General features: G+C 73.8%; 13 protein-coding genes. 8 read left to right on the top strand and 5 right to left on the bottom strand.

The genetic code is table 11. The features are described 5' to 3' along the window. The first annotated feature begins 805 nt into the window (after window positions 1-805). Entirely contained in the window at window positions 806-1,165 is a 360-nt protein-coding gene (locus tag AB0953_RS04265) for a hypothetical protein (RefSeq protein WP_366857853.1), read from the top strand. A gap of 136 nt (window positions 1,166-1,301) precedes the next feature. On the opposite strand, the gene AB0953_RS04260 is transcribed toward AB0953_RS04265, so the two are convergent. The 3 genes from AB0953_RS04260 to AB0953_RS04250 form a co-directional block, all read right to left on the bottom strand. After that, window positions 1,302-1,913 (bottom strand): hypothetical protein, encoded by a 612-nt coding sequence (locus tag AB0953_RS04260; protein ID WP_366857852.1) that lies wholly within the window; start codon window positions 1,911-1,913, stop codon window positions 1,302-1,304. Window positions 1,914-2,114: 201 nt separating this feature from the next. Continuing rightward, window positions 2,115-2,885: a hypothetical protein gene (locus AB0953_RS04255; protein WP_366857851.1), complete on the bottom strand. Its 771-nt coding sequence runs from the start codon at window positions 2,883-2,885 to the stop codon at window positions 2,115-2,117. Between the two features lie 57 nt (window positions 2,886-2,942). After that, complete coding sequence (locus AB0953_RS04250; RefSeq protein WP_366857850.1) at window positions 2,943-3,080, bottom strand: hypothetical protein; 138 nt, start codon at window positions 3,078-3,080, stop codon at window positions 2,943-2,945. Window positions 3,081-4,001: 921 nt separating this feature from the next. Here AB0953_RS04250 and AB0953_RS04245 point away from each other — a divergent pair. Then, complete coding sequence (locus AB0953_RS04245; protein ID WP_366858168.1) at window positions 4,002-4,832, top strand: SAM-dependent methyltransferase; 831 nt, start codon at window positions 4,002-4,004, stop codon at window positions 4,830-4,832. Window positions 4,833-4,969: 137 nt separating this feature from the next. Beyond that, entirely contained in the window at window positions 4,970-7,102 is a 2,133-nt protein-coding gene (locus AB0953_RS04240) for an EAL domain-containing protein (protein ID WP_366858167.1), read from the top strand. A 93-nt stretch (window positions 7,103-7,195) separates the two neighbouring features. On the opposite strand, the gene AB0953_RS04235 is transcribed toward AB0953_RS04240, so the two are convergent. Further along, window positions 7,196-8,311, bottom strand: a complete 1,116-nt coding sequence (locus tag AB0953_RS04235) for an FAD-dependent monooxygenase (protein WP_366857849.1) — start codon at window positions 8,309-8,311, stop codon at window positions 7,196-7,198. Between the two features lie 106 nt (window positions 8,312-8,417). Here AB0953_RS04235 and AB0953_RS04230 point away from each other — a divergent pair, with 106 nt between their 5' ends. Then, window positions 8,418-9,062, top strand: coding sequence for a TetR family transcriptional regulator (locus tag AB0953_RS04230; RefSeq protein WP_366857848.1), 645 nt, complete (start codon window positions 8,418-8,420; stop codon window positions 9,060-9,062). A 34-nt stretch (window positions 9,063-9,096) separates the two neighbouring features. Here the strand turns inward: AB0953_RS04230 and AB0953_RS04225 are convergent, their stop codons facing one another. Beyond that, window positions 9,097-9,975, bottom strand: a complete 879-nt coding sequence (locus AB0953_RS04225; protein WP_366857847.1) for a LysR substrate-binding domain-containing protein — start codon at window positions 9,973-9,975, stop codon at window positions 9,097-9,099. Between the two features lie 95 nt (window positions 9,976-10,070). Between AB0953_RS04225 and AB0953_RS04220 the strand changes: the two genes are divergently transcribed. From AB0953_RS04220 to AB0953_RS04205, 4 genes are all read left to right on the top strand, one after another. Continuing rightward, a complete protein-coding gene (locus tag AB0953_RS04220; RefSeq protein WP_366857846.1) occupies window positions 10,071-10,775 on the top strand; it encodes a succinate dehydrogenase in 705 nt (234 codons plus the stop codon). Between the two features lie 2 nt (window positions 10,776-10,777). Beyond that, window positions 10,778-12,739 (top strand): fumarate reductase/succinate dehydrogenase flavoprotein subunit, encoded by a 1,962-nt coding sequence (locus AB0953_RS04215; protein WP_366857845.1) that lies wholly within the window; start codon window positions 10,778-10,780, stop codon window positions 12,737-12,739. Further along, the gene (locus AB0953_RS04210) at window positions 12,736-13,491 is read left to right on the top strand and encodes a succinate dehydrogenase/fumarate reductase iron-sulfur subunit (protein ID WP_366857844.1); all 756 of its coding nucleotides are present in this window, start codon (window positions 12,736-12,738) and stop codon (window positions 13,489-13,491) included. The genes AB0953_RS04215 and AB0953_RS04210 overlap by 4 nt, the downstream gene beginning before the upstream one ends. Window positions 13,492-13,592: 101 nt before the next feature. Next, on the top strand, window positions 13,593-14,243 hold the full coding sequence (locus AB0953_RS04205; protein ID WP_366857843.1) for a hypothetical protein: 651 nt from the start codon (window positions 13,593-13,595) through the stop codon (window positions 14,241-14,243). Window positions 14,244-14,346 lie beyond the last annotated feature (103 nt).

Below are 14,346 nucleotides of genomic sequence, written 5' to 3'. Positions count from 1 at the left end.
GACCCGCGCTCTCGTCCCACCCCGGTACGCCCTTCTCCACGCACGCTAAGGCCGGTTCCGCAAGACGGCGATCGGTGAAGGGCGAACGGGTGGCCGGTCCGGGAACGGATGCGCCCATCCAGGTATTCATCACATAATCAACTGACGGGTTGTGACCTGCAGATCCGTCAGCTGCGGCACGGACCCTCCGGCGTGTCGCTCAACCGTGCGGCCCAAAGCCGGACGTGCGCTGGTCGCGGGGCGCGCCCAGGGTTCCAGGTGGGAGGCGTTCTCGTCGATCATCCCGGGCGACCGCTCCGGGGCGCTTTCCGCTGGAGGTTCCACCATGCGTGTTCTGCGCGCTCTCACCGTGACCGCGGCGGCCTGCGTCGCAGTCGGTCTCAGTACTCCGCTCGCGTCGGCGGATCCGGCGGGCGAACAGTCCGGGGCCGCCGGTGCCCCCGCCGCCCCTGCCGCGCCTGGTGCTCCTGCCGCCGCAGCCGTCCCTGAGGCCCCTGTTGCTCCTGGTGCCCCTGATGGCCCTGCTGCCCCGGGCGCCCCTGCCGCGGCTGCCGCCCCGGGGGGCGCGGCCGCCCCCGGCGCCCTGGCGGGCGACCCGCTCGGCGACCGGGGCGCCGAGGCGGGCAGGGGTGCCGAGGCGCCCAGGAGCGGCGACCTGGCCCGCAGCGGAGAGCTGCCCCGGAGCGGAGAATTGCCCCGGAGCGGAGAGTTGGCCCGGGGCGGCGATGCCGGCCGGGGCGGAGACGGAGGCAGGGGGCCCAGCAACGTCACGGTCAACCCGTACTCCGTGCACCAGGGATCGACGATGCAGGTCAGCGCCGCCGGATGCACCCGCGGCGGCACCGTCTGGTCGCCCAACAACTTTCCGCAGGCCAACCTGTCGGCCGGGTCGATCGGCTTCGCGACCGTCCGCATCTTCAACCACGCCACGCCCGGCAACCACACCCTGTCCGTCAAGTGCAACGACAACAGCCTGGTCGCCACGCACCGCTTCACGATCCTCGAGGGCAGGGGCGCGGAGGGCGGTCTCGGCGGCTCGTTCGGCCCGTCCGCCGCCGAGACGGCCATGGGCGCGAGCCTGGTGGGAGCAGGGGCGCTCGGTGCGGGCGTCCACGTGCTGCGCCGGCGCCGCCCGGTCCGCCGCCCGGCCCGCAGCCGGGCGTGAGGGTCGGCCGGCCTCCCCGGTCCCGGCCCGGTGGACCGCCGGCCGCCCCGACTCCCGCCAGGACTCGGGGCGGTCGGCGATCGGCGGCCGGCGGTCGGCGATCGGCGGTCGGGAGAAGGACGCCGGCGGGCACGGGTCAGTGCGCGCGGGTGGCGCGGCGGCGGTGGAGTGCGTACGCGGTCGCGCCCGCCGCGACGAGGAAGAGGCCGCCGCCCGCGGCCAGTTCCCAGGGGTCCATGCCCACCGCGCTGCCGCCCAGCCCGCCGCGGACGCCGAGTGAGGCGCCCCGCGCGGCCACCGTCGCCGTGCTCGCCGTACCGACGGGCCGGGGCAGGGCCGGCAGGGCCCTCGTGGTGAAGGTGGAACTGGTCGTGGGAAGGCCGGCGCCGCCGGCGATGGTGAGGTCGGCCGAGCCGTTCTCGCCGTTGCACGTGAAGGTGACCGAGTAGACGGCCCCCCGCCGGACGTCGCTGTCGATCCGGACGCGGGCGGTCTGGCCGCGCGGGATGCTCACGGTGTCGAAGACGCCGGAGGAGACGGTGGCATAGGCGGCGTTGCAGCCGGTGACGGAGAGCACCGCCTGCCCGCCGGGGGCGACCGTGGCGGGGGTGATGGCGAAACGGAAGGACGGCACGGGCTGCGCCTCGGCCGCGCCGGCAGCGGACGCGCCGCAGACACCGAGCGCGAGTACGGCGCCCGCGGCGCCGGCGCTCAGCAGGGCTGTGGCGGAGGTACGTATCGCACTCATCGTGGGTTCTCCGGATCTGGCGAGGAGCACCCGCGGAAGGGTTTTTCCGCCGGTGGAGGTCGTGCACCTCGGTGTCCGCCACGCTAGGGGCCGGTGCGGTGGGCCGCGATCAGGAACGGGCGAACGGGTCACGGGAGTGGGCCGAACCGGGGACGCGGAGCCCCGCGCGCGTTTGCCCGGCCCACCCGTGCGCCCGTGCGGTCAGTCCTCCAGGCCCAGGTGGGGGAACTGCGCGAAGAACGGCTCGGCGGTGGCGGCGATGCCCCGCCCGAAGGGGGCGTCGAAGTCCCAGATCAGGAACAGCAGGAAGGCGATCAGCGCGCTGAACAGGCCCGCCAGCAGCAACTCGCGGAAGGAGCGGCGGATCTGGAGGGTGAAGATCATCCCCACGGTCACCAGCGCCCCGGTGATCAACCCGAACCAGACCACCCCCGGCATGGTCGCCCCCGCGCTCTCGGCGCGCGCACTGCGGGCGTCGTCCACCAGGGCCACCTGGTCCACGAGCGGCTGGTAGGCCTGGCCCTCGTGGTCGCTCTGCGGGACATAGTCGGTCACATCGCGCCGGATGCGCTCCAACAACTCGGCGCTGCGGTCGGTGACGGCCTCGTGCTCGGCCATCTCCTTCCACTCCGTGTCCACCACGTACGTCACGTACGCGTCGACGTCTGAGCGGATCCTGCCCCGCACCTCGGCGGGGTAGACCTGCGCGCGGGCGCTGATCTCGTGGAGGGCCTGCGCCTCCTGGCGCACGTACTCCTGGGCGGCTCCGCGGCCCTCCCAGACGCCGGCGATGGCCAGGCCGAGCACGATCGCGTAGATCACCCCGATCATCATCGTCATGTACTCGATGACGTCCGGGGTCTCGTTCGGATCGTCGTCGTCGCCGATCCGGCGGTGGTTGAAGAAGGCGATGGCCAGCACCACGGCGCAGGCCGCGGCCATCGCGAAGGTCAGGACGAGCCATTCCGACAAGATGACTCCCATGGGTCACGGACGGGTGGGTCCCCACGGACGGGTGGGGGCCGGCGGCTAGCGCGGGCGCAGCGCGACGATCGCGAGCACCGCGGGCGCCGCGGTCATGAGGGTGAAGGTCACCGGCGAGATGTGGTGCCCGACCCGCTTGGCGGCCGCCGCGTGGTAGGCGGGCCGGGCCACGGCCTTCTTCACGGGCGGCGGCGGTGGCGGAGGCGTCACTGCAGGGGCCGGCGCGGCGTCCTCGCGGTGCGGGGCCGGTACGGGCCGGGGCGCGGCCGGCCGGGGAGGCGTCGGGGCCGGCTCCGGCGGCGGGGGCGGCGCGGGCCTGGGCGGCGGTGGCGGGGTGGGCTTCGGGGCGGGCGGGGGCGGGGGCGGGGCCGGCGGGGTCGGCTCGGGCGGCGCGGTGGGCGTCGGCTTCGGGGTGGGCTTCGGCGGGCACGGCGGGGGCGGCGGCGGAGGGCAGTCGTGCCCGTGGTGGTCGTGGCCGCGGCCGCCGCCGTGGTGCCATCCGTTGCCGTTGCCGTTGCCGTTGCCGTTGCCGTTGCCGTGACCGTTGCGGTGGGGGCCGGCATGACCGTTTCCGCGGCCGGCCGAGGGGCCGACGCCGTGATGTGCGCCACCCCCGGGCCCGTCCGCGGGGCCGCCGCGGGCGGCTGCGACCAGCCCGACGGCGGTCGCGCCGCCTCCGGCGCAGATCGTCGCGTGGGCGCAGCTATCGGCCACGGCCGGTGTGGCGGACAAGGCCACCCACAGCAGGGCGGGGACCACCAGCAAGCGCCGGGTAGAGGCTCTGTTCACCCCGGCAGCATGGGCTCGCGCGCGCCCGCGCACGCGGGAGCCGGTCGCGGTTCGCCTGAAGGGGTGGAGCGCGGACCGTAGAGGTTTGAGCCACGCATCGAAGGCATCCGATCGCAGAGTCGTTCAATCTCATAAGCGACTTGTCGGTTTCGGTCATCCGGTGCGGCGGGGGCCGCAGGGGCCTTTGGTGTGTGATGAAGAACGGATCACCAATTTCCGCTTTGGCTCGCCCCCTTGGGCAATGATCAGTACATTCGGCTCGGACAGCTGTCCGACCCTGCCTCGACCGCACTGGACCACGACTTGGAGACCGCGATGGAGCGCCCCGCCTGGGCCCCGCCAGGGATCGACATATCGGTGCCGAGCGTGTCCCGCATCTACGACTACTACCTGGGCGGATCGCACAACTTCGAAGTCGACCGCCAGGCCGCCCGCCGTGCCATGGAGTTCATGCCGGGCCTGCCCAAGATCATGCAGGCCAACCGGGCCTTCATGCGCCGCGCCGTCCGCTACGCCGTCTCCCGGGGCATCACCCAGTTCCTCGACATCGGCTCCGGCATCCCCACCTTCGGCAACGTCCACGAGGTCGCGCAGGCCGCCAGCCCCGAGGCCCGCGTCGTCTACGTCGACCACGACCCGGTGGCCGTCGCGCACAGCCGCGCCGTCCTGGCCGGCGACGACCGCACGGCCGTCATCGCCGCCGACCTGCGCAAGCCCCGCGACATCCTGTCCGCGCCCGAGACCCTCCGGCTGCTGGACCTCGACCGGCCGGTCGCCCTGCTCCTGGTCGCCGTCCTGCACTTCCTGGAGGACGCCGACGACCCGTACTCCGCCGTCGCCGAGCTGCGCGACGCCCTGCCCGCCGGCAGCCTGCTGGTCCTCACCCACGCCTCGTACGAGGGCCTCCCGCTCTCCGAGGAGGTCGCCGGCGGCATGGTCGGCGTCTACCGCGACATCCGCAACCCGCTGGTCATGCGCAGCCGTGAGCAGGTCACCCGCTTCTTCGACGGGTTCGAGCTGGTCGACCCCGGGCTCGTGTCGATGCCGAACTGGCAGCCCGACGGCCTCGCCGACCCGCAGGACGGCGAGATGCCGGAGGACCCGTACGCGTTCTCCGGCTTCGGCGGAGTGGGACGCAAGGCGTGAGATCCCCGGCCGCGGTGCCCCCCGGCACACCGACCCCCGGCGGCGCGGACCCCGCACCCGCACCGGGCGCTTCCGCCCAGGCCCCGCCACCCGGCCCGCCGGCGCCCCCGGCGGGCCCCGCCGCGCTGCGCACCGGCCTGGAGGACCGGATCCGGCGCTTCGCCACCATCTGGGGACGCGCCATCTTCCCCTTCACCGCGACCTCGCTGACCCGCGTCGAGTTCGAGCAGCACCTCGTGCCGCTCACCCGGACCCTCGCCGAGGCCCTGCACGCCCGGCCGTTCGACGCGGCCGTCGCCCAGCAGGTCGGCTCCGAGCTCGTCGCCGTGCACTGCACCGACCCGGAGGCGCTGGCCGGCACGCTCGGCGTCGTCGAGTCCTACCTCGTGCTCTACTGCGGCCCCGACGGGGTCGGCATGGAAGGGGCCGAGGAGTACCGCTCGCGCTGCGCCCGGCTCCAGCACGGCATCGCGGCGGGCTTCGCGCGGGCCCTGCGCGAGCGCACCCTCAAGGAGCAGGAGGCCATCGCCCGCTCCGCGCTGACCGCCCGCATCGACGCCCAACAGGCCCTGCACGCGAGTGAGGAGCGCTTCCGGGCGGTCTTCGAGGGCGCGGCCATCGGCATCGGCATCGCCGACCTGGAGGGCAACGTCATCGAGGTCAACGACGCCCTCCTGCAGATGTTCGGCGGCATGGGCGGCCACGTGCGCGGCCGCAACGTCAGCGAGTGGGGCCACCCCGACGACGCCCCGCACGTGTGGCGCATGTACGGGGAGCTGGTCCGTGGCGAACGCGAGAGCTACCGCGTGGAGAAGCCGTACTACCGGCACGACGGCACCGTGCTGTGGACCAACCTCACGGTGTCGCTGCTGCGGGACGCCGAAGGGGTGCCGCAGTACCAGCTGGCCCTGATGGAGGACACCACCGAGCGGCGCCTGCTGAACCTGCGGCTGCGCTACGAGGCCACCCACGACGCCCTGACCGGACTGCCCAACCGGACCCTGTTCTTCGAACGCCTGGAGAAGGCCCTGAGCGGGGCCGGCGGAAGCCGCTTCGGCCTGTGCTACCTGGACCTCGACGGCTTCAAGGCGGTCAACGACAGCCTCGGCCACTCCGCGGGCGACCGGCTCCTGGTCGAGGTCGCCGACCGGCTGCAGAGCTGCGCGACCGGGCCGGGCGAGGTCGTCGCCCGGCTCGGCGGCGACGAGTTCGTGGCCCTGACCACGGGCCCGGACACCGAGGAGAAGGTGACCGAGCTCGCGGTCCGCATCCTGTCCGCGCTCTCGACCCCGATCCGGATCGAGGGCCGGGAGCTGTCCGTGCGCGGCAGCATCGGCATCGTCGAGGGCCCGGCGGGGGAGCGGACCCCGGCGGAGGTGCTGCGCAGCGCCGACATCACCATGTACCGGGCCAAGGCGGCCGGCGGCAGCCGCTTCGAGTTCGCCGACGCGGAGGCCGACGCCCGCGCCATCACCCGCCACGGCCTGACCAACGCCCTGCCCGCCGCTCTGGAGCGCGGCGAGTTCTTCATCGAGTACCAGCCGCTGGTCCACATGCACGACGGCAGCGTCCACGGAGCCGAGGCGCTGGTGCGCTGGGAGCACCCGCAGTACGGGGTGCTCGGCCCGGACCGCTTCATCCCGCTAGCCGAGCGCACCGGGCTGATCGTGCCGCTGGGCCGGTGGGTGCTGGAGGAGTCCGTCCGCCAGGCCCGCAACTGGCAGCGCCAGCACGGCGGCTCCACCCTGCGGATCAACGTCAACCTCTCGCCCACCCAGCTGCACCACCCCGGCCTCGTCGCCGACACCGTCGCGGTCCTGGAGAACGCGGGCCTCGCCCCGGGCGCACTGTGCCTGGAAGTCACCGAGTCGGCCCTGATCGGCGCCGACGACGAACTCCTGGAACCGCTGCGCCGGCTGGCCGACCTCGGCGTGGACATCGCCCTCGACGACTTCGGCACCGGCTACTCCAACCTGGCGAACCTGCGCCGCCTGCCGGTCAGCGTGCTGAAGCTGGACCGCTCCTTCACCAAGGGCATGCAGCAGCAGCCCGCCAATCCGGTCGACGTCAAGATCGTGGAGGGCATCGTCGCCCTGGCCCACAGCCTCGAACTCGCCGTCACCGTCGAGGGCGTGGAGACCGGGGCCCAGGCGGCCCAGCTGCGCGCGCTCGGCTGCGACACCGCCCAGGGCTGGTACTACGCCCGCCCCGGCGCCCCGGACCGCATCCACGCCCTCTCCCTCTGCGACGCGGTGCCCACCCCCTCCTGACGGCCTCTTCCCGCCCCCCTCCCGACCGTCCGGGGCCGTACGCCCGCGGGCCCCTGCCGGGCGCGGCCGCCCCGGGCCCGCGGCCGCATCGGCCTACGGCTCCTGCTCCGGCTCCGGCTTCGCGGGGAGGTCGTACGGATCCCGGTCGCGGCCCGCCTCCGTGCCGCGGCCGGGCGTCCGGACCGCCTCGACGACCCGCTCGTACCGCTGCGTCGTGTCGGCCACGACCGCGGCGGCCACCGCCAGCCGCTCCGTCTCGTACGCATCGAGCACCTCCTCCCCCGCACCGCCGGTCAGGACCGCGGCCAGGGCCCGCCCGAGCGCGGCGGCGTCCTCGATGCCGGTGTTCATCCCGAGTCCGCCCGCGATCGGGTGGACGTGCGCCGCGTCGCCGGCGAGGAGGACCCGGCCCTGGCGTATCCGCGCCGCCACGCGGACGTTGATGCGCCAGGACGAGAGCCACGTCGGATCCGCCAGTTCGATCCCCGGCATCCGTGCATACCGGTCGAAGAGCCGCTGGAAGCCCTCCAGCGACGGCGGCCGCGTCGCGCCCCGCTCGTCCACCTCGGGCATGGCCTGGAGCTGGAAGCTGTCCGTCCCCGGCATCGGGCAGAGCAGGATGCCGCCGCCCTCCGCCGTGAACCACTGGTGCCAGAACTCCCGGCTGAGGCCGGGCGCCCGCACGTCCCCGAGCACCATGGCCTCCTCCTGGGCCGTATGCCCCTCGAAGGGGATTCCCAGGAGCTTGCGGGTCGTGCTGCCGCCGCCGTCGCAACCGGCGAGGTACCGGGCGCGGATCACGCTCCCGTCGGCGAGCTCCGCCTCCACGCCGGCCTCGTCCTGGCGGATCGCCGCGAGCCGGGCTCCGTACTCCACGCGGACGCCGAGCTCGGCCAGCCGGTCGCGCAGCGCCTCCTCGATCTGCCACTGGCCGATCAACAGGCCGTCGTCGGCCGGGGTGTCGGTGACGTGCTCCCCGTCGAAGTACTTGCGCAGCACGAGCCCCGCCCGGCCCGCAGCCCGCACCCGCTCGGCGACGCCGAGTTCCTCGAACACCTGGAGGCTGCCGGGGCGCAGCCCCTTGCCCCGGGATTCGCGGTGGGGGGCCTCGCGCTGCTCCACCACCCGGACCGGGATGCCCCGGCGCGCCAGGTCGCAGGCCAGCGTGAGCCCCGTCGGGCCGGAGCCAGCGATGAGTACGTCCGTCATCGGATGTCCCTTTCCTCGTCGTGGTCTCCAGGAAAGCGCCTCCCGCCGAAAAAAGCAACCGAGTCACAAAAATTACCCGGTCACTCATTCGTGGTACGCTGGGCCCATGGAGAACACGACCGGCCTGCGCGAGAGCAAGAAGCTCCGCATGCGACACCACCTGGCGGCCACCGCCCTCGAACTCTTCCTGGAGCGGGGCTTCGACGCAGTGTCGGTGGCGGACGTCGCCGCGGCGGCGGAGGTCTCCAAACCCACGCTGTTCCGGTACTTCCCGACCAAGGAGGACCTGGTCCTGGACCGCTTCGCGGACCACCAGGACGAGGCCGCGCGCGTCGTCGGCGAACGGGCCGCCGGCCAGAGCCCGGTGGCCGCGCTGCGGGCGCACTTCCTGGCCGCCCTCGCGGAGCGGGACCCGATCACCGGCCTGTGCGACCACCCGGACGTGGTCGCCTTCCAGCGCCTGCTGTACACCACCGCCAGCCTCGAGACCCGCCTGGCCCACTACACGGACCGCGAGGTCGCACTCCTCGCCGGGGCGCTGGAGGCGGAATCGGTCCCGCCGCTCCCCGCACGCCTGGCCGCCCGGCACCTGGTGGCGGTCCGCCAGGAGCTGGGCCGTGAGAACTGGGGGCGCATCGAGGGGGGTCGGAGCGCCGACGAGGCCCTCCCCGAGGCCGTGGCCGACGCCGAGCAGGCCTTCGCCATGCTGGCCGACGGCCTCGACAGAACGCTCCCGGCCCGAAGACCCTGAAAGCCGGTCGGCCCTCCTCCTCAGCCCGGCAGCATCAGCCCAGCAGCATCCGCTTGAGCTCGCGGGCCGCTCGCGGCGGGGCCACGTCCGTGCGGTGGGCCAGCGCGATCGTGCGGCGCAGCGGGGCGCCGACCAGCGGCGTGCTGCGCAGCCCCGACCCGGCGTGGCCGACCACCATCGCCGGGACCACGGCCACGCCGAGCCCCGCCCGGACGAAGCCCAGGACCGCGTCCATCTCCCCGCCCTCCACCGTGAACACCGGCTCGAAGCCCTCCGCCCGGCAGGCGGCCACGGTCAGGTCCCGCAGGTCGTACCCGTGCCGGAACATCACCATCGGTTCGTCCCGCAGGGCCGACACCGTCAGCGGGCCGCCCCCGCCCGGCGGCGGCAGCCGCGCCGACGAGACGACCACCAGGTCCTCAGTGAGCAGCTCCACCGTGTCCAGCGCCGGCGCCGACGGCGGCAGCGGCAGCGCGATCAGGGCCAGGTCCAGCGCTCCGCGCGCCAGCTCCCGTACGAGGTCCAGCGAACCGCTCTCCTCGATCAGCAGCTCGATCCCCGGATGCGCGGCGTGGAAGGCCCGCAGCACCCCCGGCAGCAGGCCCGTGCACACGCTGGGCGTGGCCCCCAGCCGTACCCGGCCGCGCCGCAGCTGCGCCAGCTCCTGCACCTCCAGCCGCGCGGTGTCCGCGTCCGCCAGGATCCGCCGGGCCAGCGGCAGCAGCGCCTCGCCCGCGTCGGTCAGCGCGATGTTCCCGCGCGCCCGGCTGAACAGCTCGGCGCCCAGCTCCCGCTCCAGCGCCTTGATCTGCTGCGACAGCGACGGCTGGGCGACGTGCACCCGCTCGGCCGCCCGCGTGAAGTGCCGCGTCTCGGCCACGGCCACGAAATACAGGAGCTGCTGGAACTGCATCGCCCCAGGCTACCCCCACCCATAGTCAGCAGCTATGGAGATCAGCGACATCATGTCTTGGACCTCTCAGGGTGCCCGTCCCTACCGTCGGTGGCATGGCTCTGGCAACCCGGACGGGCCGACGACCGTCCACCACGCGCACGCTCTGGGACTCCACCGTCGGCAAGAAGTCCGTCATGGCGGTATCCGGCCTGATCATGCTCGGCTACCTGGTCGTCCACATGCTGGGCAACCTCAAGATCTTCTTCGGCCCGCAGGAGTTCAACGGCTACGCGCACTGGCTGCGCCACATGGGCGAGCCCTTCCTGCACAGCCACTGGGGCCTGTGGGCCGCGCGCGTGGTGCTGCTCGCCGCCGTCGTCGCCCATGCGGTCTCCGCCTACCAGCTCAGCCGGCGCGACATCAAGGCGCGCCCGGTGAAGTACGCCCACAAGCGCCGCCGCGCGAGCTACGCCACCCGCACCATGCGCTGGGGCGGCGTCATCCTCGCCCTGTTCATCGTCTGGCACCTGCTCGACCTCACCACGCTCACCGTCAACGAGCGGGCCTGGGCCGGCCACCCGTACGAAAACGTCCTCGCCACCTTCTCCACCTGGTACGGCAACGCCCTCTACCTCACCGCGATGGCCGCCCTCGGCCTCCACGTCCGCCACGGCTTCTGGAGCGCCGCCCAGACCCTCGGCGCGGGGAGCGCCCGCCGCGACCGCGCCCTGAAGCTCCTCGCCGACGCCCTGGCCCTCGTCCTCTTCGCCGGCTTCGTCTCCGTCCCCGTCGCCGTCATGACCGGAGTGGTGAACTGACCGTGAACGACCACGTCAACGACTACACCCGCTACACCACCGGCGAGCCCGTCGCCGACACCAAGGCACCGGCCGGACCGATCGCGCAGCGCTGGGACCGCCGCCGCTTCGAGGCCAAGCTCGTCAACCCGGCCAACCGCCGCAAGCACACCGTCATCGTCGTCGGCACCGGCCTCGCCGGCGGCGCGGCGGGCGCCACCCTCGCAGAACAGGGCTACCGCGTCGTCCAGTTCTGCTACTCCGACTCGCCGCGCCGCGCGCACTCCATCGCGGCCCAGGGCGGCATCAACGCCGCCAAGAACTACCGCAACGACGGCGACTCCATCCACCGCCTCTTCTACGACACCGTCAAGGGCGGCGACTTCCGCGCCCGCGAGTCCAACGTGCACCGCCTCGCCCAGATCTCCGTCGAGATCATCGACCAGTGCGTGGCCCAGGGCGTCCCCTTCGCCCGCGAGTACGGGGGCCTGCTCGACACCCGCTCCTTCGGCGGCGTCCAGGTCTCCCGCACCTTCTACGCCCGCGGCCAGACCGGCCAGCAGCTCCTGCTCGGCGCCTACCAGGCCCTGTCCCGGCAGATCGCCGCCGGCAACGTCGAGATGCACGCCCGCACCGAGATGCTCGATCTGATCACCGTCGACGGCCGCGCCCGCGGCATCGTCGCCCGAGACCTGGTCACCGGCGCCGTCTCCACGTACTTCGCCGACGCCGTGGTCCTCGCCACCGGCGGATACGGCAACGTCTTCTACCTCTCCACCAACGCCATGAACTCCAACGCGACCGCCATCTGGCGGGCGCACCGCCGCGGCGCGTACTTCGCCAACCCCTGCTTCACCCAGATCCACCCCACCTGCATCCCGCGCACCGGCGACCACCAGTCCAAGCTGACCCTGATGAGCGAGTCCCTGCGCAACGACGGCCGCATCTGGGTCCCCAAGGCCCAGGGCGACACCCGTCCCGCCGCCGACATACCCAAGGAGGAGCGCGACTACTACCTGGAGCGGATCTACCCCTCCTTCGGCAACCTCGTGCCCCGCGACATCGCCTCGCGCGCCGCGAAGAACGTCTGCGACGAGGGCCGCGGCGTCGGCCCCGGCGGCCAGGGCGTCTACCTGGACTTCGCCGACGCCATCCGCCGCATGGGCAAGGGCGGGGTCGCCGAGAAGTACGGCAACCTCTTCGAGATGTACGAGCGGATCACCGCCGAGAACCCGTACGAGGTCCCGATGCGGATCTACCCGGCCGTGCACTACACGATGGGCGGCCTCTGGGTCGACTACGACCTCCAGACCACCGTCCCCGGCCTGTTCGCGATCGGCGAGGCCAATTTCTCCGACCACGGCGCCAACCGCCTCGGCGCCTCCGCCCTCATGCAGGGCCTCGGCGACGGCTACTTCGTCCTCCCCTCCACCATCAACGACTACCTGGCCCGCCACCCCCGCCTGGATCCCGTCGACGCGGGCCACCCCGAGGCCGCGGCCGCCGTACGCGCGACCCGCGAGCGCATCGAACGGCTGCTCGCCGTCGACGGGGACCGCACGCCGGACTCCTTCCACCGCGAGATCGGCGAGCTCATGTGGGAGTACTGCGGCATGGCCCGCACCGACGCGGGACTGCGCAAGGCGCTCGCCCGGATCCCGCAGATCCGCGAGGAGTTCTGGAGGCGCATCAAGGTCCCCGGCAGCGGCGCCGAGCTCAACCAGTCCCTGGAGAAGGCCAACCGCATCGTCGACTACCTCGAGCTCGCCGAGCTGATGTGCCTCGACGCCCTGCACCGCACCGAGTCCTGCGGCGGCCACTTCCGCGAGGAGTCCCAGACCGCCGACGGCGAGGCCGCCCGCCGCGACGAGGAGTTCGCCTACGCGGCGGCCTGGGAGTTCCGCGGCACCGGCGCCGCACCCGTCCTGCACAAGGAAGACCTCGTCTTCGAGTACGTCCACCCCACCCAGCGGAGCTACGCATGAAGCTCAACCTGCGCGTCTGGCGCCAGCAGAACCCCGACGCCCCCGGCGCCATGGTCACGTACGAGGTCGACGGCATCTCCCGTGACATGTCCTTCCTGGAGATGCTCGACACCCTCAACGAGGACCTCATCCTGCGGGGCGAGGAGCCCGTCGCCTTCGACCACGACTGCCGCGAGGGCATCTGCGGCGCGTGCAGCCTCGTGATCAACGGCGAGGCCCACGGCCCCGAGCGCACCACCACCTGCCAGCTGCACATGCGGTCCTTCGCCGACGGCGACACCATCGACGTCGAGCCCTGGCGGGCCGCGGCCTTCCCGGTCGTCAAGGACCTGGTCGTGGACCGCAGCGCCTTCGACCGGATCATCCAGGCCGGCGGCTACATCACCGCCCCGACCGGCTCGGCGCCCGAGGCGCACGCCACCGCCGTGCCCAAGGCCGACGCCGACCGGGCCTTCGAGCACGCCGAGTGCATCGGCTGCGGCGCCTGCGTCGCGGCCTGCCCCAACGGCTCCGCCATGCTGTTCACCTCCGCCAAGGTCAACCACCTCAACGTGCTGCCGCAGGGCTCGCCCGAACGCGAGACCCGCGTCCTGGACATGGTGGCCACCATGGACGCCGAGGGCTTCGGCGGCTGCACCCTGACCGGCGAATGCGCCACCGCCTGCCCCAAGGGCATCCCGCTGCCGTCGATCGCCGCGATGAACCGCGAGTGGCTGCGGGCCGTCCGCAAGGGCGGCGTGCAGCGCGGCTGACGCCCCGATCGGCCCAGCGGATCCGCCGACCGGGGGCTCGCGGGCGGCGCCACGCCGTGCCGTCGGCCGGCCCGGTCCGGTGGTGGGGGACAGTGGGGCCCATGCCAGATGCGCCCGCCGGGTCCGCCGGACCGCGCCGCCGAGCGGTGCTGGCCGCCGCGCTCGCCCCGTTCGCCGCGGCCGGCTGCGCCGGGAAGGGGACCGGCGTCAGGCCGGCCCAGGGCCCTGCCGCCGCGCCCCGGGACACCCTGGTCATGGTCATCCGGCACGCGGAGAAGCCGTACGCGGGCGACGTCGGCGAGGACGCCGACGGCAACGAGAGCCCCGGCTACCTCGCCGCACGCGGGTGGCGCCGGGCCGAGGCGCTGCCGCGCCTGTTCGCGTCGGCCCGCGGCTCGGTGCTGCCCCGGCCCGCCGCCGTCTTCGCCGCCGGCGGCGCGGCCGCTCCCGCCCGCTGCCGGCAGACCGTCGGGGCCGTGGCCGCCGCCCTGCGTACGCCCGTCCGGACGGACTTCGCCGTCGGCGCCGAACCGGCCCTGGCGCGCGCCGTGCTGGCCGCGCCGATGCCGGTCCTGGTCTGCTGGGAGCATGCGGGCGTGCCGCGGCTGGTCCGGGCCCTCGGCGCGCACCGGGTGCTCGGGGTGCCCGCCGCCTGGCCGGACCGCTACGACCTGGTGTGGATGTTCACCCGCCGGCGCGGCACCTGGAGCTTCCGCGAGGTCGCGCAGCACCTGCTGCCCGGAGACGCGTAGCCGCAGCGCGGCGGGGCCGGACGTGCCGGGCTCCCCGGTTCAGGTGGAGGCGGAGCGTGCCGGGCTTTTCGGGGCTCCGCCCCGGACCCCGCGCCTCAAACGC

Origin of the sequence: Streptomyces sp. NPDC046866 (assembly GCF_040704625.1) — a bacterium.
In the GTDB taxonomy this organism is placed as follows: domain Bacteria; phylum Actinomycetota; class Actinomycetes; order Streptomycetales; family Streptomycetaceae; genus Streptomyces.
This window is presented reverse-complemented; position numbering and strand designations above follow the sequence as displayed.

What these genes read in the sequence shown, in the direction of transcription:
- AB0953_RS04265 (WP_366857853.1), top strand. Translation starts at nt 806, where the DNA reads ATGCAGGTCAGCGCCGCCGGATGCACCCGCGGCGGCACCGTCTGGTCG.
- AB0953_RS04260 (WP_366857852.1), bottom strand. Translation starts at nt 1,913, where the DNA reads ATGAGTGCGATACGTACCTCCGCCACAGCCCTGCTGAGCGCCGGCGCC.
- AB0953_RS04245 (WP_366858168.1), top strand. Translation starts at nt 4,002, where the DNA reads ATGGAGCGCCCCGCCTGGGCCCCGCCAGGGATCGACATATCGGTGCCG.
- AB0953_RS04235 (WP_366857849.1), bottom strand. Translation starts at nt 8,311, where the DNA reads ATGACGGACGTACTCATCGCTGGCTCCGGCCCGACGGGGCTCACGCTG.
- AB0953_RS04230 (WP_366857848.1), top strand. Translation starts at nt 8,418, where the DNA reads ATGGAGAACACGACCGGCCTGCGCGAGAGCAAGAAGCTCCGCATGCGA.
- AB0953_RS04225 (WP_366857847.1), bottom strand. Translation starts at nt 9,975, where the DNA reads ATGCAGTTCCAGCAGCTCCTGTATTTCGTGGCCGTGGCCGAGACGCGG.
- AB0953_RS04220 (WP_366857846.1), top strand. Translation starts at nt 10,071, where the DNA reads ATGGCTCTGGCAACCCGGACGGGCCGACGACCGTCCACCACGCGCACG.
- AB0953_RS04210 (WP_366857844.1), top strand. Translation starts at nt 12,736, where the DNA reads ATGAAGCTCAACCTGCGCGTCTGGCGCCAGCAGAACCCCGACGCCCCC.
- AB0953_RS04205 (WP_366857843.1), top strand. Translation starts at nt 13,593, where the DNA reads ATGCCAGATGCGCCCGCCGGGTCCGCCGGACCGCGCCGCCGAGCGGTG.